We start from the raw sequence: 22,090 nt of genomic DNA on the forward strand, positions 1-22,090 counted from the left end.
CAGCGATGTTGGCTCACGGTCTCGTGCCGACTGCGGCTGACGCTTTGCCGCAGGGTTGATCGGCTGGCGCGTCTGCGCTGGGCGGCTGGTGTTTTTTGTGGCCGGGCGCTCAGCGATGTTGGCTCACGGTCTCGTGCCGACTGCGGCTGACGCTTTGCCGCAGGGTTGATCGGCTGGCGCGTCTGCGCTGGGCGGCTGGTGTTTTTGTGGCCGGGCGCTCAGCGATGTTGGCTCACGGTCACATGCGGGCTGCGGCTGCAGCTTCGCGGCAGGCTTGATCGGCTCGCGCGTCTGCGCTGGGCGACTGGGGCTCTTCGTGGCCGGCGCCTGCTACGTCGGCTCACGGCCATGAGTCGACCGCGCCCGCTGCCCTGCCACAGGCCTGAACGGCTGGGCACGCGCGGTCCGGCGGCCGGGGCGCTTCGCGGGCCGGGCGCCTGAGACCACCGCTCACGGCCACGAGCCGACCGTGGCCACCGCCCCGATCGGCTGGCACGTCTGCGCCCGGGGACCGGAGGCCTTTGCGACGGAGCACTCCGCGACTCCAGCTCACAGAGCCGACTGCGGCTGGCGTCCTGCCTCAGACTTGACCGGCCCGCGCGTCTGCGGCCGTGGCCGGGCAGCTGTGACGTCGGCTCACGGCCATATGCCGAGCGCGGCTGCCGCCGGCCTGATCGGCTGGCACGTGTGCATCCTGTGGGCGCCCGGCGATCAGGCGCCTCCCCGGTTCCCCACACCGCTCCACCGCCGGCCCCACCGGTCTCCCCACCGCACCCCACGCGTTCCCCACCCGCGGCCCCCACCGCGCCCCACCGCGATCCCCACCGGCCCCCACCCGGGCGCCCCACGGGGCCCCACCCAGGGGGTGCCTGGTCTTCACGCTGCCGTTCCGCGGACGTTCGGCACCCGGTCGGGGTTGCTTCGGACCCCGGCGCGGGGGATCTTGGCCACGGCCCCCACCCACCCCCCACCAGGACCCACAGCGCTGACCTGCGCAAACGCGTGACACGACGGAGTTAACGCGGGGCAAGTCGCGTTGACTGTGGTGAAAAGTGGGGTACGGTGGTGACCAGTGGGGCGGAAGGGAGCCCCGTGGCCGGAGCCGGGTGGTTCACCAGCCGGGGCCGGTAGGGAGGTGGAGGCCGGTGTTCCTCGGCACCCACACCCCGAAGCTGGACGACAAAGGGCGGCTCGCGCTGCCCGCGAAGTTCCGCGACGCCTTGGCCGGCGGGCTGATGGTCACCAAGGGGCAGGACCACTGCCTCTTCGTCTTCCCCCGCGCCGAGTTCGAGCAGATGGCACGGAAGGTCGCCGAAGCACCGTTCACCAACGAGGCGGTTCGGGCCTACCAGCGCTACCTGTTCGCCGGAACGGACGAACAACGCCCGGACGGGCAGGGGCGCATCACCATCGCGTCCGAGCTCCGGCGTTACGCCGGGCTGAACAAGGAGTGCGTGGTGATCGGTGCGATCACCAGGCTGGAGATCTGGGACGCCCAGGCGTGGCAGGGCTACCTGGACGAACACGAGGACAGCTACGCGAAGGCTCGAGAGGAAGTTCTACCGGGCGTCTTCTAGGGGACACGGACACCGGAGCACCTGCGTCGTCGGGGGACGCGGGTCCGCCGCGGCCGTGGCACCGGGAAACGTCCCCGCGGATGCCGTGAGGCCTCTGTCCGCTCTTTGGCCCTGGCGCACCTTCCCCGGTGCCAGGTCGGACCGCGGGCGGGCAGGGACCTGACGGCATCCGCCGCATCTTCCCCGGGAGTACGGAGCACGGAAGGGGGAGGGGCATGGCGACCGAGCACGAGCACGTTCCGGTGCTACTGGACCGCATCGTCGAACTGTTCACTCCCGCCTTCGCCGACCGCGACGCGGTGCTGGTCGATGCGACCGTCGGCCTCGGCGGCCACTCCGACGCGCTCCTGACGGCTTTCCCCCGGCTGCGGCTCGTCGCGCTGGACCGCGACCCCGCCGCGCTCGAGCGCTCGGCCGAGCGGCTCGCGCGGCACGGTGACCGCGTCGACCTCGTCCACACCGTCTACGACGGACTCCCGGAAGCCCTCGAAGGACTGGGACTGTCCCGTGTGGACGGCATCCTGTTCGACCTCGGCGTGTCCTCGATGCAGCTGGACCGCGCCGAGCGCGGCTTCGCGTACTCGAAGGACTCGCCGCTGGACATGCGGATGGACCCGACCACCGGGTTCACCGCCGCCGACGTGCTCAACACCTACGCCCCGGGCGAGCTGGTCCGGATCCTGCGCGACTACGGCGAAGAGCGCTTCGCGCAGCGGATCGTCAGGGCCGTCGTCGCCGAGCGCGAGAAGGAGCCGTTCACGCGCAGCGCGCGGCTCGTCGAGCTGCTCTACGACGCCGTGCCGGCCGCGAGCCGCCGCACCGGCGGGCACCCGGCCAAGCGCACCTTCCAGGCGTTGCGGATCGAGGTCAACGGCGAGCTGGAGGTGCTGCGGCGGGCGATCCCGGCCGCGCTTTCGGCGCTCGCGATGGACGGCCGCATCGTCGTGGAGTCCTACCAGTCGCTCGAAGACCGCCTGGTGAAGCAGGCGTTCGCGGAGCTCGCGAAGTCGCGGACCCCGGAGGGGCTCCCGGTCGAACTGCCAGGGCACGGCCCCGAGCTGAAACTCCTGACCCGAGGAGCCGAGAAGGCAGGCGAAGGCGAGATCGAGCACAACCCGAGGGCCGCCTCCGTGCGGCTGCGGGCAGCACAGAGGATCGGAGAGCCGCGATGACCGCACCCACGAAGTCCCGCCGCCGCTCCGGCGCGCCGGCGACGCGCCGGCGCGCGCAAGCGGGGACCACGGTCGAGCAGGAACCGCAGACCGCCACCGGCCGCACCACCACGGCGCAGCCGGAAACCACCCCTCGCCGGTCCTCGCGCGGCCGCACCACGGCCGCGGAGCGGGCCTACGCGCGCCGTGCGCAGCGGGCCGACCTGCTGCAGCAGCGTGAGCCGAAGAGGCCCGAGCCCAAGCTCGAACGCACCGAGGTCGCGGTCAAGCCGAAGCGGCTGCTGCTGCGCTGGCCGCGCTCGCGCGCCTCGTTCGTGCTGATCATGATGGGCCTGCTGGCCGTCGGCGTCGCCTCGACGCTCTGGCTGACCACCCAAGCCATCGCCGACTCCTACCGCCTGGAGCAGCTGCGCACGACCAACGCCGGCCTGGCCGAGACCAAGGACCGGCTCGAGCGTGACGTCGCGAAGGCGCAGTCGCCCGCGTCGCTCGCGCCGGCCGCGAAGCAGCTGGGCATGGTGCCCGGCGGCGACCCGGCCCGCATCGTCGTGGGGCCGGACGGCAAGACCACCGTCGTCGGCGAGCCGACGAAGGCCCAGCCCGCCGCCGGCTCGACGGCCGAGACGCCGCCGCAGCAGCCGGGCGCGCCTGCCGGGCAGCCCGCCTCCGGTCAGCAGGAGGGCGGCATCGAGGGCGACCTGCCGGCCACCCCGGCGGGGCAGTGATGGTGGCTTCGGGGGCGAGCCGGGCGCGCGCCGCGGGCAGCGCCCGGCGCACCTACGCCGCGGGCACGCGCCGCGCGGTGGCCAAGCGCGGCAACGGCGGGCAGCGCAGCCGCTTCTCGGCGGTGCGCATCCTGCTGGTGGCGCTCATGGTCGTCGCGGGCGTGAAGCTCGTGCAGGTGCAGTGGTTCGAGGCGCCCACGCTCTCGGCCGCGGCCGAACGCCAGCGCAGCCTCACCATCGACATCCCCGCGCAGCGCGGGTCCATTGTGGACCGCAACGGCAACAAGCTCGCCTTCAGCGTGGAAACCCGCGCGCTGTCGGTGAACCTGCGCGTGCTGCACAAGACGATGGACGACTACGCGAAAAAGAACCCCACCAAGGGGCGGAACTTCGAAACCGAGGTCACCGCGGCGGCCAAGTACATCGCCTCGAAGGTGCCCAACCTGACCACGGAGCAGGAGCTGCTGACGAAGCTGCACAAGCCGCAGTCGTTCACCTACCTCGTGGACAACGTCGAGCCGTCCGTGGCCAACGACATCGTCAAGCAGTTCGCGTGGATCGGCGTGGAGAACCGCGCGATGCGCGAGTACCCGGGCGACACGCTCGCGTCGAACATCGTCGGCCTCGCCAACTGGCGCATGGACGACCCCGACGTGTCCAAGCACAACCTCCACGGCGTGGTCGGGCTGGAGCAGTCGCGCGACAACGACCTGGCGGGCACGCCCGGCCGCGAGATCGTGAGCACCCAGAACGGCAACGACAACCTGTACCTGCCCGGCTCCGAGCACGTGCTGCAGGCCGCCATCCCCGGTTCGGACCTCGAGCTCACCATCGACTCGGACCTGCAGTACGAGCTGCAGCGGCAGCTGAGCGACTACGTCGCGCAGTCGCACGCCAAGGGCGGCCAGGCCGTGATCATGGACTCGAAGACCGGCGAGATCTACGCGCTGGCCGACGACAAGACGTTCAACCCGAACGACCAGTCGACCTTCCAGGACGAACTGCTCAACGACCGCGCGGTGACGACACCGTACGAACCGGGCTCGGTGAACAAGATCGTCACGGCCACCGCGGCCATCGACGAAGGCATCGCCACGCCGCTGTCGACGATCCCGGTGCCGGGCGAGATCAAGATCGCCGACCGCACGGTGCACGACGCGTGGGTGCACGGCACGCAGAACTTCACCACCACGGGCATCTTCGCCAAGTCCTCCAACGTCGGCACGCTGGAGCTGGCGCAGAAGATCGGCCCGGACCGCTACTCGGACCTGCTGAAGAAGTTCGGCATCGGCCAGCGCACCGGTCTCGGCCTGCCCGGTGAAAGCCCGGGTTACGTGCCGCCGCGCAGCCAGTGGTCGGCCAGTACGTTCGGCAACCTGCCGATCGGCCAGGGCCTGTCGATGACGGTGGTCCAGATGGCCGGGATGTACCAGACGATCGCCAACAACGGCCTGCGCGTGCCGCCGCGGATCGTGAAGGCGAAGAAGAACCCGGACGGCACGGTCGTGCCCGAGCCGGCGCCGAAACCGGTGCAGGTGGTCAGCCCGCAGACCGCGACGACGGTGCGCGACATGCTGCGCGCGGTGGTGCAGAACGCCAAGAGCCCCAACGCGGGCACCGCGCCGTCGGCCGCGCTGGAGGGCTACCAGATCTCGGGCAAGACGGGCACCGGCCAGCAGGTCGACCCGCGCACGAAGGCCTACAGCCAGAGCCTGGCCAACATCACCTTCGCCGGGATCCTGCCCGCCGACCACCCGCGGTTCGTCGTCGGCATCCGCCTCGACGCGCCCGACACCACGCTGCCGGCCGGGCACTCGGCGGGGCCGCTGTTCCACTCCATCGCCTCGTACCTGACGCAGCGCTACCAGATTCCGCTGTCCGACGGTCCGGCGCCGGAGGTCCCGCTCATCATCCCGTGACGTGCCCGCGACGTTCCCGGGACACGACCGGAACGTCTTTGCAACACTCGGCCGAGGGCCGCTTCGCGTCTCGCGAGGCGGCCCTTTCCCGTGTGTTTCCGCCCGCGATAGTCCACATCGGCTGGTGGCGGCCGCCGGAAACGCTTGCCCCGCAACGACGTTGCGCGCACCGCATAGCACACGCGGTGCGCGCCGGCGCGTTCGCCGTACCGCCTTGGGTCACCCGATCGCGCTCTCGGTAACCTCTCGGGCGTGTCCGTGTCCTCGTCCAAGCCCCAGAGCGGGCCGGCTGCCTCGTCGCTGCCGGAAAGCCCGGTGAAGGCGGTCGCCGCCCCGCCCCGCCCGGCCCGGATCGACCCGGTCCCGCTGGCCACCCTGCTCGCGCGTGCGGGCGCCCGGCTGATCGCCGACAGCCCCGAGGCCGCCGACCTCACCGTCACCGGGACCACGCTGCGTGCGCAGCACGTGCTGCCGGGCGACCTGTTCGCCGGCCTGCCCGGCGCACGCGCCCACGGCGCCGACTTCAGCGACCAGGCCGTGGCGGCCGGCGCGGCCGCGGTGCTCACCGACGCCGAGGGTGCCGAGCGCCCCGCGTTGCGCGACGCCGGCATCCCGGTCCTCGTGCACCCGGACCCGCGCGCCGCGCTCGGCGAGATGGCCGCGTGGATCTACGGGGAGCCGTCGCTGCACCTGTCCGTGCTGGGGGTCACCGGCACGTCGGGCAAGACCACCACCTCCTACCTCGTCGACTCCGGGCTGCGCGCCGCGGGCCTCACCACGGGCCTGATCGGCACCGTCGAGACGCGGATCGCGGGTGAGCGCCTGGTCAGCGGCTTCACCACGCCGGAGGCGCCCGACCTGCAGGCGCTGCTCGCTGTGATGCTGGAGCGCGGCGTGACCCACGTGCCGATGGAGGTGTCGAGCCACGCGCTGTCGCTGGGCCGGGTCAACGGCACGCGCTTCGCGGTCGGCGCGTTCACGAACCTCTCGCAGGACCACCTCGACTTCCACCACGACATGGAGGAGTACTTCGCCGCCAAGTCGCTGCTGTTCGACGGCCGTTCGACCACCGAGGTCGTGGTCGTGGACACCGCGTGGGGCCGGGCGCTGCTCACGCCGCAGACGGTGACGGTGTCGATCGAGCAGGGCGTCGACGCCGCGTGGCGCGCCTCCGACATCGAGCCCACCGCGGCGGGGGAGCAGACCTTCACCCTGCACGGCCCGGACGGGCTCACGCATGCCGCGAAGATCCCGCTGCCGGGCACGTTCAACGTGGCCAACGCCGTGCTCGCCGCCGCGATCCTGGGCAGTGCCGGCGTGGACCCGGCGGCCATCGTCGCGGGCCTCGGCGCCGTGGAGGTGCCGGGCCGGATGGAGCGGGTGTACTTGGGCCAGGACTTCACCGCCGTCGTCGACTACGCGCACAAGCCCGCGGCCGTCGCGCAGGGCCTCGACGCGCTGCGCGCCCGCACCGAGGGCCGCATCATCACCGTGCTCGGCTGCGGCGGCGACCGCGACACGGCCAAGCGCCCGATGATGGGCGAGGAAGCCGTGCGCCGCAGCGACGTGCTGATCGTGACGGACGACAACCCGCGGTCCGAGGACCCCGCCCTGATCCGCGCCGCGATGCTCGCCGGCGCGCGGGGCGTCGGGCCGTCCCACGGCGGTGAGGTCATGGAGATCGGCGACCGCCGCGAGGCCATCACCCACGCCGTCTCGCTCGCCCGCGCGGGCGACATCGTCTTCATCGCCGGCAAGGGCCACGAGACCGGCCAGGAGGTCCAGGGTGTCGTGCACCCGTTCTCCGACCGCGACGAGCTCGAGGCCGCCATTCGCAAGCATCTCGAGGTGAGTGCGTGATCGAGCTCAGCCTGGCCGAGATCGCCGACGTCGTCGGCGGCCGGCTGCACGGAGCCGACGGCTCGTTGACCGTCACGGGGAGTGTCGAGTTCGACACGCGCAAGGTCGGGTCCGGCGGTCTCTTCGTCGCCCTGCCCGGTGAGCGTGTCGACGGGCACGACTTCGCCGCGAAGGCCGTGGCGGCCGGTGCCGTCGCGGTCCTGGCCGGCCGCGAGGTCGACGCGCCCGCGATCGTGGTGCCGCCGCTGCCCGAGGGCCAGGCCCACGAGCGTTCGGTGGCGCTGGCCGGCGACACCGACGGGTCCGGCGCCGCCGTGCTGGCCGCGCTCGCGAAGCTGGCCCACCACGTCGTCGGCCGGCTCGCCGCCGAAGGCCTCACGGTCGTGGCGCTGACCGGCTCGTCGGGCAAGACCTCGACCAAGGACGTCATCGCGCAGCTGCTGGAGCCGATGGGCCCCACGGTCGCGCCGCCCGGGTCGTTCAACAGCGAGCTCGGCCACCCGTGGACCGCGCTGCGCGCCGGCCACGACACGAAGTACCTGGTGCTGGAGATGTCCGCGCGCGGGATGGGGCACATCGCCGACGCGGCCGCGATCACGCCGCCGCGCATCGGGGCCGTGCTCAACGTCGGCAGCGCCCACGTCGGCGAGTTCGGTTCGCGCGAAGCCATCGCGAAGGCCAAGGGCGAGCTCGTGGAGGCGCTGCCGGGCGCCGACGCGGGCGGCGTCGCGGTGCTGAACCTCGACGACCCGCTGGTGGCCGCCATGGCGAGCCGCACGAGCGCACGCGTCGTCGGCGTCGGCGAAACCGCGTCCGCGCAGGTCCGCGCCGCCGACATCACGCTCGACGCCGAGGCCCGCGCGTCGTTCCGGCTGATCACCCCCGACGGCGAAGCGCCGGTCACGCTGCCGCTGCACGGCGAGCACCACGTCGGCAACGCGCTCTCGGCCGCCGCGATCGCCCTGGAGCTCGGCGCGACGCCGGCCGAGGTCGCGCAGCGGCTGTCCGCCCTCGAGCGCCGCTCGGCCCACCGCATGGCCGTGACCACGCGCGCCGACGGCGTCACCATCCTCAACGACGCGTACAACGCCAACCCCGAATCAGTGCGAGCCGCGCTGAAGGCCCTCGCGTCGATGCGCCGGACCGGGCGCCGGGCGTGGGCCGTGCTGGGCGTGATGGGCGAGCTCGGCGCCGACTCCGTGACCGAGCACGACTCCATCGGCCGCCTCGTGGTGCGCCTCAACATCGACAAGCTCGTCGTCGTCGGCGACGAGGCCGCGCCGATGCACCAGGGGGCCTCGCAGGAGGGCTCCTGGAACGAGGAGTCGGTGCAGGTACCCGACGGCGACGCCGCCGTGGCCCTGTTGCATGATCAGCTCCGTCCCGGAGACGTGGTGCTGGTCAAGGCCTCCAACGCCGCCGGCCTGTGGCACGTGGCCGAGGCGTTGCTCGCCCCCTCGGAAGACTCCGAAGACACCGAAGACGCTGCACAATCCGTTTCCCCCTCCCCGTCCTCTGAACGCTCGAACGGTGGTCACGCGTGATCAACATCCTGATCGCGGCCGCGGCGGGTCTGCTGGTCTCCATCCTGCTCACGCCCTACCTGATCCGGGTCTTCTCCCGGCAGGGCTTCGGGCAGGAGATCCGCGAAGAAGGGCCCCAGGGCCACAAGTCGAAGCGCGGCACCCCGACGATGGGTGGCGTCGCGATCATCATCGCGATGGTCGTCGGCTACTTCGTCGCACACCTGATCAGCTGGCTCGGCAACTCCCACAGCTCGGCGCCGTCGGCGTCCGGCCTGCTGGTGCTCATGCTGGCCGTGGGGCTCGGCATCGTCGGGTTCCTCGACGACTTCATCAAGATCCGCAAGCAGCGCAACCTCGGCCTGAACAAGACCGCGAAGCTGGTCGGCCAGCTCGTGGTCACGATCCTGTTCGCGGTGCTGTCGCTGCAGTTCGCCGACGAGCACGGCCTCACGCCCGCGTCGCAGAGCCTCTCCTACGTGCGTGACCTGGCGCTGATCACGTTCCCGTGGATCGTGTTCGTGATCTTCTGCTACGTGGTCATCTCCGGTTGGTCGAACGCGGTGAACTTCACCGACGGCCTCGACGGCCTGGCCGGCGGCGCCGCGGCGATGGTGCTGGCCACCTACGTGGTCATCTCCTTCTGGCAGGCCCGCCTCTCGTGCGCCGACGGGCCCACGACCGCCTGCTACGACGTGCGCGATCCGCTGGACCTCGCGGTGGTCGCCGCGGCGGCGACCGGCGCGTGCGTCGGCTTCCTGTGGTGGAACGCCGCGCCGGCCAAGATCTTCATGGGCGACACCGGTTCGCTGGCACTCGGCGGTCTCGTCGCCGGCCTGTCGATGACCACCCGCACGGAGCTGCTCGCCATCGTGATCGGCGGTCTGTTCATGGTCGAGATGATCTCGGTGGTCACCCAGATCGCGGTCTTCCGCACAACGCGGCGAAGGCTCTTCCGGATGGCGCCCTTCCACCACCACTTCGAGCTCGCCGGGTGGGCGGAAACCACGGTGATCATCCGGTTCTGGCTGCTCTCCGCCATCTGCTGCATGTTCGGCCTGGGGCTGTTCTACAGCGAACAGCTCGGCGTCGGGAGCTAGGTCTTGACCGACAGGGAGCTCCTGCTCGAAGGCAAGAACGTGCTCGTGGCGGGTGCCGGTGTCACCGGGAAGTCGGTGGTGCCGGTCCTGCGGGAGCTGGGCGCTCACGTCACGGTCACCGACGGCAACGCCGAGCGGCTCGAAGAGCTGGCCGGACTCGGCGCCGAGCTGGTGCCGGGTCTCAGCGAACCGCCGCCGGGCACCGCGCTCGTGGTGACGAGCCCGGGCTGGCGGCCCACGTCGCCGCTGCTGGCCGCCGCGGCCGCGGCCGGCGTCGAGGTGATCGGCGACGTCGAGCTGGCCTGGCGCATCGGGCAGCTGCGCGAGCGGCCACCGTCGTGGCTGGTGATCACCGGCACGAACGGCAAGACCACCACCGTCGGCATGCTCGAGTCGATGCTGCGCGCGGGCGGGGTCGACGCCGTGGCCTGCGGAAACGTCGGCTACGCGGTGCTCGACGCCGTGCGGGCCGGGCACGCCGTGCTCGCCGTGGAGCTGTCCAGCTTCCAGCTGCACTGGTCCTCGACGCTGGCGCCCGACGCGTCGGTGGTGCTCAACCTCGCCGAGGACCACATCGACTGGCACGGCTCGATGGCGGAGTACGGCGCGGCGAAGGGCCGGGCCCACGAGCGTTCGCGCGTGGTCGTGCACAACGCCGACGACGAGTGGTCCACCCGCCTCGCCGAGGAACACGCGCCCGCGAGCGCCCGCCGCGTCGGGTTCCGCCTGGACACGCCGCGCGCGGGTGAGCTGGGCCTGGTCGAGGACCTGCTGGTGGACCGCGCGTTCGTCGCCGATCCCGCCACGAGCGCGGAAGAGCTGGCGACCATCGCCGACGTCCGCCCGGCCGGGCCGCACAACGTCGCCAACGCGCTGGCCGCCGCCGCCCTCGCGCGCGCCCACGGCGTGTCGACCGAGGCCGTGCTCAAGGGGCTGCGCGAGTACCAGCCGGCGCCGCACCGCGCGCAGGAGGTCGCCGAGATCGGCGGCGTGCGCTACGTGAATGACTCGAAGGCCACCAACCCGCACGCCGCGAGCGGCTCACTGCGGGCCCACGAGAGCATCGTGTGGATCGCCGGGGGCCAGCTCAAGGGCGCCGCGGTCGACGAACTCGTGGCCTCGATCGCTGGCAGGCTGCGCGGAGTTGTGCTACTCGGCGTGGATTCACCCGTGATCGCAGCCGCTGTTGCGCGACACGCGCCGGATGTCCCGGTGAACCGCCTCCGTCCGGGTGACGATGAACCCATGACTGCGGCGGTGGATGCGGCCAGCGCGATGGCTCACCCTGGTGACGTGGTGCTGCTCGCGCCCGCCGCCGCCTCGTTGGACATGTTCCGCAACTACGGCGAGCGCGGCGACGCGTTCATCGCGGCGGTGCGTGTCCTCGCGGGCGGTGCGGCGGGGGCGGCGAATGACGGTAGTTGACGAGAAGCGGACCCAGGACCGGCCGGAGCGGCCGAACCGGCGCGAGCGCAAGGTAAGCCCGTTCGTAGCCTTCCGCACCGCGCTCACGGCCTGGCTCTCGCGGCCGCTGGCGTCGTTCCACCTCGTGCTCGCCCTCACCGGCGTGCTCACCGCGATCGGCATCGTGATGGTGCTGTCCGCGTCGTCGGTGACCTCCTACGACCCGGCGACCGGCAGCAGCGTGTACTCGCTGTTCTACCGCCAGCTGATGTTCGTGGCGATCGGCACCGTCGTGTTCTGGGTCGGCCTGCGGATCAAGCTCGAGCGCATCCGCCGGATGTCGGCGACCATGGTGGTGATCTGCCTCGGCCTGCTGATGCTGGTGCTCACGCCGCTGGGGGCCACCGTGAACGGCTCGCAGGGTTGGTTCAAGCTGGGCGTGTTCACGTTCCAGCCGGTGGAGGCCGCGAAGGTCGCGCTGGCGTTCTGGGGCGCGCACATCCTGGTGATCAAGTACAACGTGATCCACCAGTGGCGCCACCTGCTCGTGCCGGTCGTCCCGGTCGCCCTCGTGATGTTCGCCCTGGTCATGCTGCAACCCGACCTCGGCGGCACGGTCACCCTCGCCGTGGTGCTGCTGGCGCTGCTGTGGTTCGCGGGCGCCCCCAAGCGGCTCTTCGGCGTGATCCTGGCCGGTGGCCTGGCCGGCGTGCTGGTGCTGGCGATCATCGCGCCGTACCGGCTCGACCGCGTGCTGTCGTTCCTCTCGCCGGACACCGACCTCAGCTCCGCCGGCTACCAGGCCAACCAGGCGAAGCTCGCGCTCGCCGACGGCGGCCTGTTCGGCAAGGGCCTCGGCCAGGGCGCCTCTAACTGGGGCTACCTGCCCAACGTGCAGAACGACTTCATCTTCGCCCTCGTCGGCGAGGAGCTCGGCTTTGTCGGCTGCGCCGTGGTGCTCGCCCTGTACTCGCTGGTCGCGGTGGTCGGGCTGCGGATCGCGACGCGCAACATCGACCCGTGGATCCGGATCGTCGCGGGCACGCTCACGATGTTCCTGGTCGCGCAGGCCGCCATCAACATCGGCTACGTCGTCGGCCTGCTGCCTGTCACCGGTGTTACGCTGCCGTTGATCTCCTACGGCGGCACCTCGCTGCTCATCACGATGCTCATCATGGGAGTGCTCGCCAACGCCGCCCGGCACGAACCGGAGGCGGTGGCCGCACTGCGTTCGCAGGGCCCGGGTAAATTCGGACGCCTGCTGAGGCTGCCCGCGCCCGACCCGTACCGCCCGCCCACGACCACCCGCAAGGGACTGGCCGGGCGGGGGACCGGTTCGGGGGCCAAGGCGGCCCGGCCGGCGCCACGCGCGGCCCGGCCCGCACCGGCGCAGGAGCGCCGCAGGTCGGTCCGCCAGCCGACGCGGCGCAGCACTGCCGCACGGACGAACGCGGCGCGGACAACAGCGAACCGCGGTGCCAGGGGTACCGCGAACCGGAGAGGTCATTGGTGAGTAACCCCGTCAAGGGAGCCGAGCGATCCCCCTCGGGCAAGGTGCCCGTGGTGGTCGTCGCCGGAGGTGGCACCGCAGGACACATCGAACCCGCCCTCGCCCTGGCCGACGCCGTCATGCGGCTGCGCCCCGACGCGAAGGTGATCGCGCTGGGCACGGCGCGCGGCCTGGAGAACAAGCTGGTGCCGGCGCGCGGTTACCCGCTGGAGCTCATCCCGCCGGTGCCGTTGCCGCGCAAACCGACCCCGGAGCTGCTGCGGCTCCCGCTGAAGGTCCGCGACTCCGTGCGCCAGACCCGCGACGTGCTGGAGCGCGTCGGCGCCGACGTCGTGGTGGGCTTCGGCGGCTACGTCGCGCTGCCCGCGTACCTCGCCGCGCGGGGCCGCACGCCGATCGTGGTGCACGAGGCCAACAAGTCGCCGGGCCTGGCCAACAAGGTCGGCGCCCGCTTCGCCGCCCGCGTCGCCGTGGCCGTGCCGGGCACTCCGCTGCCGAAGGCCGAGGTCGTCGGGATCCCGCTGCGCCGGTCGATCACGTCGCTCGACCGTGCTGCGCTGCGCACCGAAGCCCGCAAGTTCTTCGACCTCGACCCGGACGCCCCGACGCTGCTGGTGTTCGGCGGCTCGCAGGGCGCGCAGTCGATCAACAGCGCCGTGTCCGGTGCCGCGAAGGAGCTGGCCGAGGCCGGCGTCGGCGTGCTCCACGCCCACGGTCCGAAGAACACCCTGGTGGTGCAGGAGTTCCCGGGCAAGCCGGCGTACGTGCCGGTGCCCTATCTGGAACGCATGGACCTCGCCTACGCCGCGGCCGACGTGGTGCTGTGCCGCTCGGGCGCGATGACCGCGGCCGAGGTGTCCGCCGTCGGGCTGCCCGCGGTGTTCGTGCCGCTGCCGCACGGCAACGGCGAGCAGGCCGTGAACGCCCGTCCCGCCGTCGACGCGGGTGCCGCCTTCCTGGTGCCCGACGAGGAGCTCACCCCGGCCAAGGTGGCCGAGCTGGTGGTGCCGCTGGTCACCGACGCCGCGCGCGTCGCGAAGATGAGCGAGGCCGCCGTGGGGATGGGACACCGCGAGGCCGACGAGACGCTCGCCAAGATCGTGCTGGAGGCTGCAGGTGCCTGAGCTGCCCGAAGAACTGCGCCGCGCGCACCTGATCGGCATCGGCGGGGCCGGCATGTCCGGCATCGCGCGGATCCTGCTCGCCCGCGGGGCGGCCGTGTCCGGTTCGGACGCCAAGGAGTCACGCGCGCTGCTGTCGCTGCGCGCCCAGGGCGCCGAGCTGTTCGTGGGCCAGCGCGCGGAGAACCTCGACGCGCTCGACCAGGCCCCGTCGGCCGTCGTGGTGTCCACGGCGATCAAGGAGTCCAACCCGGAGCTGGCCGCGGCGCGTGCGCGCGACATCCCCGTGCTGCACCGCGCGCAGGCGCTCGCGGGGTTGATGGAGGGCCACCGCGTGGCCTGCATCGCCGGCACGCACGGCAAGACCTCGACCACGTCGATGCTCACCGTCGCGCTGCAGCACTGCCGGCTCGACCCGTCGTTCGCGATCGGTGGGGACCTCAACGAGTCGGGTGCCAACGCGCACCACGGCGAGGGCGGGGTTTTCATCGCGGAGGCCGACGAGAGTGACGGCTCGTTCCTGACGTACTCGCCGTCGGTCGCCGTGGTGACCAACGTCGAGCCCGACCACCTGGACCACCACGGCACCGCCGAGGCCTACGTGAAGGTGTTCACGGAGTTCGTCGGGCGCCTGCAGCCGGGTGGCCTGCTCGTGGTGTGCGCCGACGACCCGGGCGCCGCGACGCTGGGCGACGCGGCGGCCGCCGAAGGCGTGCGTGTGCGCCGCTACGGTCGCACCGCCACCGCCGAGGGCGACGTGCGCGTGCTCGACTACAAGCCCGCCCCGGACGGCGGCCAGGTGCGGCTGTCGCTCGATGGCGAGGAGCTCGACCTGCGCGTGGCCGTGCCGGGGGAGCACATGGCGCTCAACGCGGTCGCCGCCCTGCTCGCCGGGCTCGAGCTGGGCGCGCCCGTGGCCGGCCTGGCCGAGGGGCTCGCCGCGTTCGGCGGGGTGCGCCGCCGCTTCGAGTTCAAGGGCCGCTCCGGCGACGTCCGCGTGTACGACGACTACGCCCACCACCCGACCGAGGTGGCCGCGCAGCTCAAGGCCGTGCGCACGGCGGCCGGGCTCGGCCGCGTGCTCGTGGTGTTCCAGCCGCACCTGTACTCGCGCACGCAGACGTTCGCGGCGGAGTTCGCCGAGGCGCTGTCGCTCGCCGACGAGGTCGTGGTGCTCGACGTGTACGGCGCTCGCGAAGAGCCGGTGCCGGGCGTGACGGGCGCGCTGATCGCCGACGGCGTGACGAGCCAGGTGCACTACCAGCCCGCGTTCGACCTCGCGGCGAAGCTCGTGGCCGACCTCGTGAAGCCGGGTGACCTCGTGGTGACCATGGGCGCGGGTGACGTGACACAGCTGGGCCCGGAGATCCTGGCCGAGCTCGACCGGAGGACCGCGGGCGCATGACGTCCACCAGGGAGCGCCGCAACCCGCCCTCGTCCGAAGAGGACGAGCGGGATCGCGCTGCCCTGGCCCGCGCCCGGCGGGGGCGGCGCTCGGAAGAGGAGCGCCGCCGCACCCGCTCGAGCCGCTCGTCGGCGCCGCGCTCGGGCCGGGCGGCGCGGGTGGAGAGCCTGCGCGCGCGTCCGACGCGGAAGAAGGAGATCCGCCGCCGCTGGGTCGCGCTGCTCGTGGTCGTGACGCTTGTGGGTCTCGGGTACCTGCTGTTCTTCAGCTCGATGCTCGGGGTGAAGGACGTGGCGGTGCAGGGCGCGAAAACCGTGTCGGCGGAGCAGATCCGGGGCGTCGCCGCCGTGCCGGCCGACAAGCCGATGCTGCTCGTCGACGTCGACGGGATCCGCGACCGGGTGGCGGAGATGCCGGGGGTCGCGACCGTGGACGTGTCGCGCTCGTGGCCCAACACCGTGGAGATCACGGTGACCGAGCGCACGGCCATCGCGTTCTTCGACAGCGGCCCGGGCGGTGACGGGGTGCACCTCGTCGACGGCGGTGGGGTCGTGTTCAAGACCGTGAAGGCCCGCCCGGCCGGGCTTCCGGAGCTGAAGCTGCCCAAGGTGTCGGCCGACGACCCGGTGACGCGGGCGGTGACCGCCGTGCTCGGCGTGATCCCGCAGGCGTTGCTCAAGCAGGTCACCACCGCGACGGCCCAGACGCCGGCCAGCGTCCAGTTCACCCTCACCGACGGCAAGACCGTTCGCTGGGGCGACGCCGGCAAGACCGACCGCAAGGCGAAGGTACTGGCCGCCCTGCTCACCCAGAAGGGCAAGGTCTACGACGTCTCGGCGCCCGAGCTGCCGACCATCACGTCCTGACCTCGCGGTTTCCCCGGCACCATCTTCTCCGTATGCTGTACGCTGTTTAATTCCGTACGGCATACGAGGCAGTGGCAGATGAGAAGAGGTGGGGACGCATGCCGATCCTGGTGACGGGCGCTACCGGAAACGTCGGGCGGCTCGTCGTCGACGAACTCCTGGCCCGCGGCGCGGCGGTGCGCGCGCTGACGAAGGATCCCGAGCAGGCGGCGCTGCCCGCCGGGGCCGAGGTGGTCGTGGGGTCGCTCGCGCGGCCGTCCACGCTGCCGCCCGCGCTCGAGGGCGTCGAGGAGGTGTACCTCGCGCCGATGGCGCGCACGGTCACGCGGTTCTGCGAGCTCGCCGCCGAGGCGGGGGTGCGGCGGGTGGTGGCGCTGTCCGGCAGCAGCGTCGGGGACGAGCACGACGGGTCGAGCGGACCGGAGTTCGCGGCGGTGGAGGCCGCGGTGACGAAGGCCGGGTTCGCCCGGACGTTCCTGCGGCCGGGGGTGTTCATGGCGAACTCGCTCGGCTGGGCGCATTCCGTGCACACGCACGGGGAGATCCGCACCGCGTATGCGGAAGCGACGCAGACGCCGATCGACCTGGCCGACATCGCGGCCGTCGCGGCGCACGTGCTCACCACCGAGGGCCACGCCGGGCGGACTTATGTCCTGAGTGGACCAGAGGCGCTCACACTGCGGGAGATGGCCGGGAAAATCGCCGAAGCGCTGGGCCGCGACGTGCCGTTCGTGGAGCTGACCCGGGAGCAGCAGCGTGCCGAGTGGGTCGAGCTGGGGATCCCGGGCGAGATCGCCGACTGGCTGCTCGACGGGTTCGCCGCCGCGGTGGCACGGCCGGAGGCGCCGACCGGGGTGGTCGAGGACCTGCTGGGCCACCGCGGGGTGACCTACGCCGCATGGGCCGCGCGTCACACTGGCGCGTTCTCCTGAGCTTCAGTACTGAGTCGTCGGCACTAAGTTGTCAGTACTCAGTTGTGGGCACTCAGTTGTGGGCACTCAGTTGTGGGCAGAGCGCCGTTCGGTCGTCCACCATGCCAGCGCGATCAGCGGGATGACGGCGCCGAACACCGCCACGGCCGTCCAGCCGCCCAGGTGGTAGAGGACCGAACCGATCTCCGATCCGAGCGCCCCGCCCACGAAGAACGTGGCCAGGTAGATGCTGTTCACGCGGGCGCGGGCGTTCGGGTCGAGCTGGTAGATCACGTGCTGGCCCGACACCATCGTGGTCTGCACGGCCATGTCGAGGGCAATCGCCGCCACGGCGAGCAGGATCACGCTGTGCGCGCCGAACCCGCCGACGGCGAACGCCGCCGCGCACAGCAGGAAGGAGGCGCCGGTGGCCACGCGGCCGTGGCCGTGGTCCGCCCAGCGCCCGGCGAGCGGCGCGATCGCGGCCCCGGCCGCGCCGACGAGCGCGAACAGCCCGACGCCCAGCTGGGAGTAGTGGAACGGCGCGGAGGTGAGGACGAACGCGATCGTGGTCCAGAAGGCGCTGAACACCGAGTAGAGCGCGGCCTGGTAGAGCGCGCGGCGGCGCAGCGCCGGGTGGTCGCGGGCGAGCCGCAGCGTCGAGCGCAGCAGCTCTCCATAGTGGACGGACGTCTTCGGCGCGCGGCGCGGCAGGCTGAAGCGCAGTGCCACGGCGAGGATCGCCATCAGCCCGGCCGAGATCAGGAACACGACCCGCCAGGTCGTGACCTCGGCGAGCAGGCTCGCGGCGACACGGGAGAGCAGGATGCCGAACAGCAGGCCGCTCATCACGCGCCCGACGATGCGCCCGCGCACGGCGTCGGGCGTGAGGTCGGCCGTGAGCGGGATCAGGATCTGCACCACCACCGACGTCGACCCGGCGATGAGCGACGCGATCAGCAGCACGGAGAACTGCGGCGCGAGGCCGGTGGCCACGAGCCCGGCGCACGCGATGGCCAGCAGCAGTGACACCAGGCTGCGGTTCTCCACGCGGTCGCCGAGCGGGACGATCAGGAGCATGCCCGCCGCGTAGCCGATCTGAGTGGCGGTGACCACACCGCCGGCCGCGGCTTCGCCGACGCCGAACGTGGTCCGCAGCTCGTTGAGCAGCGGCTGCGCGTAGTAGAGGTTCGCGACCGTCAGTCCACAAGAGACGGCGAGCAGCAGGACGAGCCACGAGGGTGGCGCCTGCTGGGGCGCCGTGGGGGACGTGGTCTCGGCTTCGGGCTGGGCCACGGGCACCTCGTTCTCGACAACCGGAACAACCGGTTCCCCAGTCTAACAGCCGGTAACCGGCGTCCGGGGTGATCTGCACGACCCGGAAGCGCTTGCGTGCCGCCGGTTTCCGCCCGGCGTGTCCGGGTTACCCGGAGCCCGCTCCGGCCACAGTGGACAGTGGTCCGGGCGGGGCCGGCCGCCGCGGCCGTGCGCGGGTGTGGCGGTGAGGGTGAGGAATCCGAGTCGCTGGTGGCTGCGGCGCTGCCGGTGAGTCGGCGCCGGGCTGCCGGGCGCGGAAGTCGAGGGTGGCCTGGGGGCCGCTACGGCCATCCGCGAGCGGGGTGATGGCCAGTCGCCGACGGTCTGCACGACGGCGTCCGGGGTCCTTCCGAAGACGATCGCGAAGAGCGGCCGTTTTGGTCTGAAGCAGGCCGGCACGCCCTCGTGGACCGGGCGAAACGGTGAAGGCCCCTCCAGCTGGAGGGGCCTTCACCGCGGGGTGAATCAGGCGAGCGCCGCGTCCATGGTGATCGTGGTGCCGGCGAGGGCCTTGGAGACCGGGCAGGTCTTCTCGGCGGTCTCGGCCAGCTCCGCGAACTGCTCCGGCGTCACGCCGTCGAGCTTCGCGCGCAGGGTGATGGCGATGCCGCTGATCTCGAAGCCGCCGCCCTGGGCCGGGCCGAGCGTGACCTCGGCGGAGACGTCGATGGACTCCGCCTCGAGCTTCTGCGACTCCAGCACGCCCGAGAGGTTCATCGCGAGGCACGAGGAGTGCGCGGCGGCGATGAGCTCTTCGGGGCTGGTCTGGCCGTCGGGGTTGCCCGCGCGGGTGGGGAACGACACGTTGAACGTGCCGGCGTTGGACGAGTCGAGCGTGACCTCGCCCTTGCCCTGCTGAAGTCCGCCGGTCCAGTGGGTCGTCGCGTCGCGGCTGGGCACAACTGCCTCCTCGGTGCCGGATCCCCCGGAGTGGGGGATCGCTGGGGTTCGTCTGGTGATGAATGTAGTGCACAATCAGATTGCGCGCAACCTACATGGCGAAAAAAGATTGCCCGGTGCGGAAGGCTGCACCTCGTGACCACACCACCGGAACGCCCCGACCCGCCGATGGACGCCGACGAGCGCACCCAGCTCACCGGTTTCCTCGACTTCCTGCGCGCGAGCGTCGTGTGGAAGTGCGGCGGGCTCACCGACGAGCAGGCCCGCCGCCGCCACCTGCCCAGCGAGCTGACCACCATCGCCGGGCTGCTCGGGCACCTCACGCTCGTGGAGAACTACTGGTTCCGCGTGGTGCTCGACGGCCAGCCCGACGAGTGGGAAGCGACCCTGGAGCTCGACCGCGACGCCGAGTTCCGCGCCGCGCTGACGACCCCGATCGAGCAGCTCGTCGCCGGCTACGAAGCTGAGGTCGTGCGCTGCCGCGAGGTGGTGGCGGCGCGCGAGTTCACCGACACCGTGCTCCACAAAGGCGACCGGCAGCTGAACGTGCGCTGGGTCGTGACGCACATGATCGAGGAGACCGCTCGCCACCTCGGCCACCTCGACCTGCTGCGCGAGCTGACCGACGGGCTCACCGGCGAGTGAGCTTCTTCGGCGGCAACGGCACGAACCCGCTGGTGCGCTCCACATACGCCGCGTAGCCGGGCCGCGTGCGCGCCATGCTCTTCTCCAGCATCGGTTTCCCGGTGCCGCGCGCGAGCGTGAAGGTCATGGCGATCGGCGAGAGGATCGTCGCCGCGCCGGGCCACGTCGAGCACGCCAGCAGGTACAGACCCCACCAGACGCAGGCGTCGCCGAAGTAGTTCGGGTGCCGCGTGTAGCGCCACAACCCGGTGTCGAGCACCTTGCCACGGTTGCCGGGGTCCGCGCGGAACCGGCTCAGCTGGGCGTCGCCGACGGACTCGAAGGTGAAGCCGAGCACCCATACCGCCACGCCGATCCAGCCGAGCACGCCGAGGCCGGTGCCGTACATCGCGAACTGCACCGGCAGCGAGACGAACCACAGGATCACGGCCTGCACGAGGTAGACGCGGACGAAGATCCGCGCGCCCGGGTTGTCGCCGGCGCGTTCGACCATCCGCTGGTAGCGCGGGTCCTCGCCGCCGCCGCGGTTGCGCAGGTGCAGGTGGACGGCGAGCCGCACGCCCCACCCGACCGTGAGCGCGGCCGTGACCAGCCGCAGCACGAGCGGTCCGCTGCCCAGCGGGAACGCGACCACGGCGACCAGGGCGAAACCGAGTCCCCAGAACGTGTCGATGGTGTCGTAGCGGCCGCGCAGCCGGGCGATCCCGAACGTCACCGTCACCGCCACCAGCACCACGCCGGCGGTGATCGCGACGAGCGGACCGAGGCCGATCACGCCCACTCCCGCGTGGCCGGCAGCCCGCTTTCGCCGGTTTCAGTGGGCCGCACGGCCAGGATCTGGTCCACGCCCATGCGGTTTTCCTCGAACGCGAGCGCGCCGCCCACGAGGTACAGCCGCCACACGCGGGCCTCGGCCTCGCCGACCAGCGCGACGGCCTCGGCCCAGTGGAACTCCAGGGTCTCGGCCCATTCCCGCACGGTCGTCACGTAGTGCTCGCGCAGCGCGTGCACGTCGCGGATCTCGAACCCGGCCTCCTCGAGGTGGCCGAGCGTGCGGCTCAGGGGCCGCATCGTCATGTCGGGCGCGATGTAGCGCTCGATGAACGCGCCGCCGCCGGGCGCTGTGTCGCCGGCGCGCCCGCGCGACATCTGCTGCAGCACGAGCCGCCCGGCCGGGTTGAGCATGCGGAACAGCGTATTCGTGTACGTCGGATAGTTCGCTTCGCCGACGTGCTCGCCCATCTCGACGGACGCGACGGCGTCGAACGGCGCGTCGGTCAGCTCCCGGTAGTCCTGCTGCCGCACCTCGACGCGGTCTTCGAGGTCGTGCTGGGCCAGGCGCCCCCGCACGTGCTGAACCTGCTCGGCCGAGAGCGTCACGCCCACCGCGTGCACACCGTGGTGCTTGGCCGCGTGCACCAGCAGCGAACCCCAGCCACAGCCGACGTCGAGCAGCCGCATGCCGGGGCGCAGGCCCAGCTTGCGGCAGATCAGCTCCAGCTTGTCGTGCTGCGCCTGCGCGAGGCCGTAGCCGGGTGCAGGAGGGTTTCCGGACGTCCAGTATGCCGACGAGTAGCTCATCGAGTCGTCGAGCAGCAGCTGGTAGAAGGCGTTGGACAGGTCGTAGTGGTGGGCGATGGCCGACCGGTCGCGCCGCAGGCTGTGCAGCACGCCGGTCAGCCTCGCCTCCTCCGCGGGCGGTTTCGGCGGCAGGCCCAGCACGCCCAGGCGCGCGGCGAGCCCGGCCGCGCCCGCCCAGTCCCGCGGGGCGAGCTGTACCCTCCTCAGCTCGCCCGAGCGGGTCGACGCCCAGATCCGCCGGAACCCCTCGGCGAGGTCTCCTTCCACGTCGAGGTCGCCCGACACGTACGCGCGCGCCAGGCCCAGCTCGCCCGGTGCGTAGAGCAGCCGGCGCAGCGCGCGGCGGTTCTTCAGGACGACGGTCGGGCCCTCGGGGCCCACGCGCTCGCCGTCCCACGTGCGGACGGCGATCGGCAGCGGCGCGCCGAGGAGGCGTTCGACAAAGGTGGCCAAGCGGTTCGCGGTGCTGTTCGGCATACCCGGGATTCGGAGCCCCCGGCCGCGCGGATGGGTCCCGATTCCCACCAATCCACAGCGGCACCGGTCCCGAATCC

Annotated in this window: 18 protein-coding genes; 14 read left to right on the plus strand and 4 right to left on the minus strand. The window is 72.1% G+C overall.

Translation table 11 applies throughout. The annotated features are described in order from the left end of the window. The first annotated feature begins 1,145 nt into the window (after positions 1–1,145). From mraZ to AB0K15_RS20285, 13 genes are all read left to right on the plus strand, one after another. On the plus strand, positions 1,146–1,577 hold the full coding sequence (mraZ, locus tag AB0K15_RS20225) for a division/cell wall cluster transcriptional repressor MraZ (protein ID WP_285965701.1): 432 nt from the start codon (positions 1,146–1,148) through the stop codon (positions 1,575–1,577). Between the two features lie 215 nt (positions 1,578–1,792). Then, positions 1,793–2,749 (plus strand): 16S rRNA (cytosine(1402)-N(4))-methyltransferase RsmH, encoded by a 957-nt coding sequence (gene rsmH / locus AB0K15_RS20230; RefSeq protein WP_364052303.1) that lies wholly within the window; start codon positions 1,793–1,795, stop codon positions 2,747–2,749. Then, entirely contained in the window at positions 2,746–3,474 is a 729-nt protein-coding gene (locus tag AB0K15_RS20235; RefSeq protein ID WP_364052306.1) for a hypothetical protein, read from the plus strand. Before rsmH ends, AB0K15_RS20235 begins: the two co-directional genes overlap by 4 nt. Further along, positions 3,474–5,393 carry a penicillin-binding protein 2 gene (locus AB0K15_RS20240; protein WP_364052309.1) on the plus strand — a complete coding sequence of 640 codons (1,920 nt, stop codon included), beginning with the start codon at positions 3,474–3,476 and terminating at the stop codon, positions 5,391–5,393. The genes AB0K15_RS20235 and AB0K15_RS20240 overlap by 1 nt, the downstream gene beginning before the upstream one ends. Before the next feature lie 315 nt (positions 5,394–5,708). Then, on the plus strand, positions 5,709–7,253 hold the full coding sequence (locus AB0K15_RS20245) for a UDP-N-acetylmuramoyl-L-alanyl-D-glutamate--2,6-diaminopimelate ligase (RefSeq protein ID WP_364052923.1): 1,545 nt from the start codon (positions 5,709–5,711) through the stop codon (positions 7,251–7,253). Then, complete coding sequence (gene murF / locus AB0K15_RS20250; RefSeq protein ID WP_364052312.1) at positions 7,250–8,797, plus strand: UDP-N-acetylmuramoyl-tripeptide--D-alanyl-D-alanine ligase; 1,548 nt, start codon at positions 7,250–7,252, stop codon at positions 8,795–8,797. The genes AB0K15_RS20245 and murF overlap by 4 nt, the downstream gene beginning before the upstream one ends. Next, positions 8,794–9,876 (plus strand): phospho-N-acetylmuramoyl-pentapeptide-transferase, encoded by a 1,083-nt coding sequence (gene mraY, locus AB0K15_RS20255; protein WP_364052315.1) that lies wholly within the window; start codon positions 8,794–8,796, stop codon positions 9,874–9,876. Before murF ends, mraY begins: the two co-directional genes overlap by 4 nt. Before the next feature lie 3 nt (positions 9,877–9,879). After that, complete coding sequence (murD, locus tag AB0K15_RS20260; RefSeq protein ID WP_364052318.1) at positions 9,880–11,301, plus strand: UDP-N-acetylmuramoyl-L-alanine--D-glutamate ligase; 1,422 nt, start codon at positions 9,880–9,882, stop codon at positions 11,299–11,301. After that, on the plus strand, positions 11,288–12,793 hold the full coding sequence (gene ftsW / locus AB0K15_RS20265) for a putative lipid II flippase FtsW (protein ID WP_364052321.1): 1,506 nt from the start codon (positions 11,288–11,290) through the stop codon (positions 12,791–12,793). The genes murD and ftsW overlap by 14 nt, the downstream gene beginning before the upstream one ends. After that, a complete protein-coding gene (gene murG, locus AB0K15_RS20270; protein ID WP_364052324.1) occupies positions 12,790–13,914 on the plus strand; it encodes an undecaprenyldiphospho-muramoylpentapeptide beta-N-acetylglucosaminyltransferase in 1,125 nt (374 codons plus the stop codon). Before ftsW ends, murG begins: the two co-directional genes overlap by 4 nt. Continuing rightward, positions 13,907–15,316 carry a UDP-N-acetylmuramate--L-alanine ligase gene (gene murC, locus AB0K15_RS20275; RefSeq protein ID WP_364052327.1) on the plus strand — a complete coding sequence of 470 codons (1,410 nt, stop codon included), beginning with the start codon at positions 13,907–13,909 and terminating at the stop codon, positions 15,314–15,316. The genes murG and murC overlap by 8 nt, the downstream gene beginning before the upstream one ends. Continuing rightward, the gene (locus tag AB0K15_RS20280; RefSeq protein ID WP_364052330.1) at positions 15,313–16,182 is read left to right on the plus strand and encodes an FtsQ-type POTRA domain-containing protein; all 870 of its coding nucleotides are present in this window, start codon (positions 15,313–15,315) and stop codon (positions 16,180–16,182) included. Before murC ends, AB0K15_RS20280 begins: the two co-directional genes overlap by 4 nt. Positions 16,183–16,280: 98 nt before the next feature. Beyond that, positions 16,281–17,114 carry an NAD(P)H-binding protein gene (locus tag AB0K15_RS20285; protein WP_364052333.1) on the plus strand — a complete coding sequence of 278 codons (834 nt, stop codon included), beginning with the start codon at positions 16,281–16,283 and terminating at the stop codon, positions 17,112–17,114. 66 nt (positions 17,115–17,180) lie between these two features. On the opposite strand, the gene AB0K15_RS20290 is transcribed toward AB0K15_RS20285, so the two are convergent. Further along, on the minus strand, positions 17,181–18,389 hold the full coding sequence (locus AB0K15_RS20290) for an MFS transporter (protein WP_364052336.1): 1,209 nt from the start codon (positions 18,387–18,389) through the stop codon (positions 17,181–17,183). A 486-nt stretch (positions 18,390–18,875) separates the two neighbouring features. Beyond that, entirely contained in the window at positions 18,876–19,310 is a 435-nt protein-coding gene (locus AB0K15_RS20295) for an OsmC family peroxiredoxin (RefSeq protein WP_364052339.1), read from the minus strand. A gap of 135 nt (positions 19,311–19,445) precedes the next feature. Between AB0K15_RS20295 and AB0K15_RS20300 the strand changes: the two genes are divergently transcribed. Next, positions 19,446–19,955 (plus strand): DinB family protein, encoded by a 510-nt coding sequence (locus AB0K15_RS20300; protein WP_364052342.1) that lies wholly within the window; start codon positions 19,446–19,448, stop codon positions 19,953–19,955. Here AB0K15_RS20300 and AB0K15_RS20305 read toward each other — a convergent pair. Beyond that, positions 19,942–20,727 (minus strand): DUF1295 domain-containing protein, encoded by a 786-nt coding sequence (locus tag AB0K15_RS20305; RefSeq protein WP_364052926.1) that lies wholly within the window; start codon positions 20,725–20,727, stop codon positions 19,942–19,944. The genes AB0K15_RS20300 and AB0K15_RS20305 overlap by 14 nt on opposite strands. Beyond that, positions 20,727–22,013 carry a cyclopropane-fatty-acyl-phospholipid synthase family protein gene (locus AB0K15_RS20310; RefSeq protein WP_364052345.1) on the minus strand — a complete coding sequence of 429 codons (1,287 nt, stop codon included), beginning with the start codon at positions 22,011–22,013 and terminating at the stop codon, positions 20,727–20,729. The genes AB0K15_RS20305 and AB0K15_RS20310 overlap by 1 nt, the downstream gene beginning before the upstream one ends. Between the last annotated feature and the right edge of the window lie 77 nt (positions 22,014–22,090).

The organism is Amycolatopsis sp. NPDC049253, assembly GCF_040678995.1.
GTDB lineage: Bacteria > Actinomycetota > Actinomycetes > Mycobacteriales > Pseudonocardiaceae > Amycolatopsis.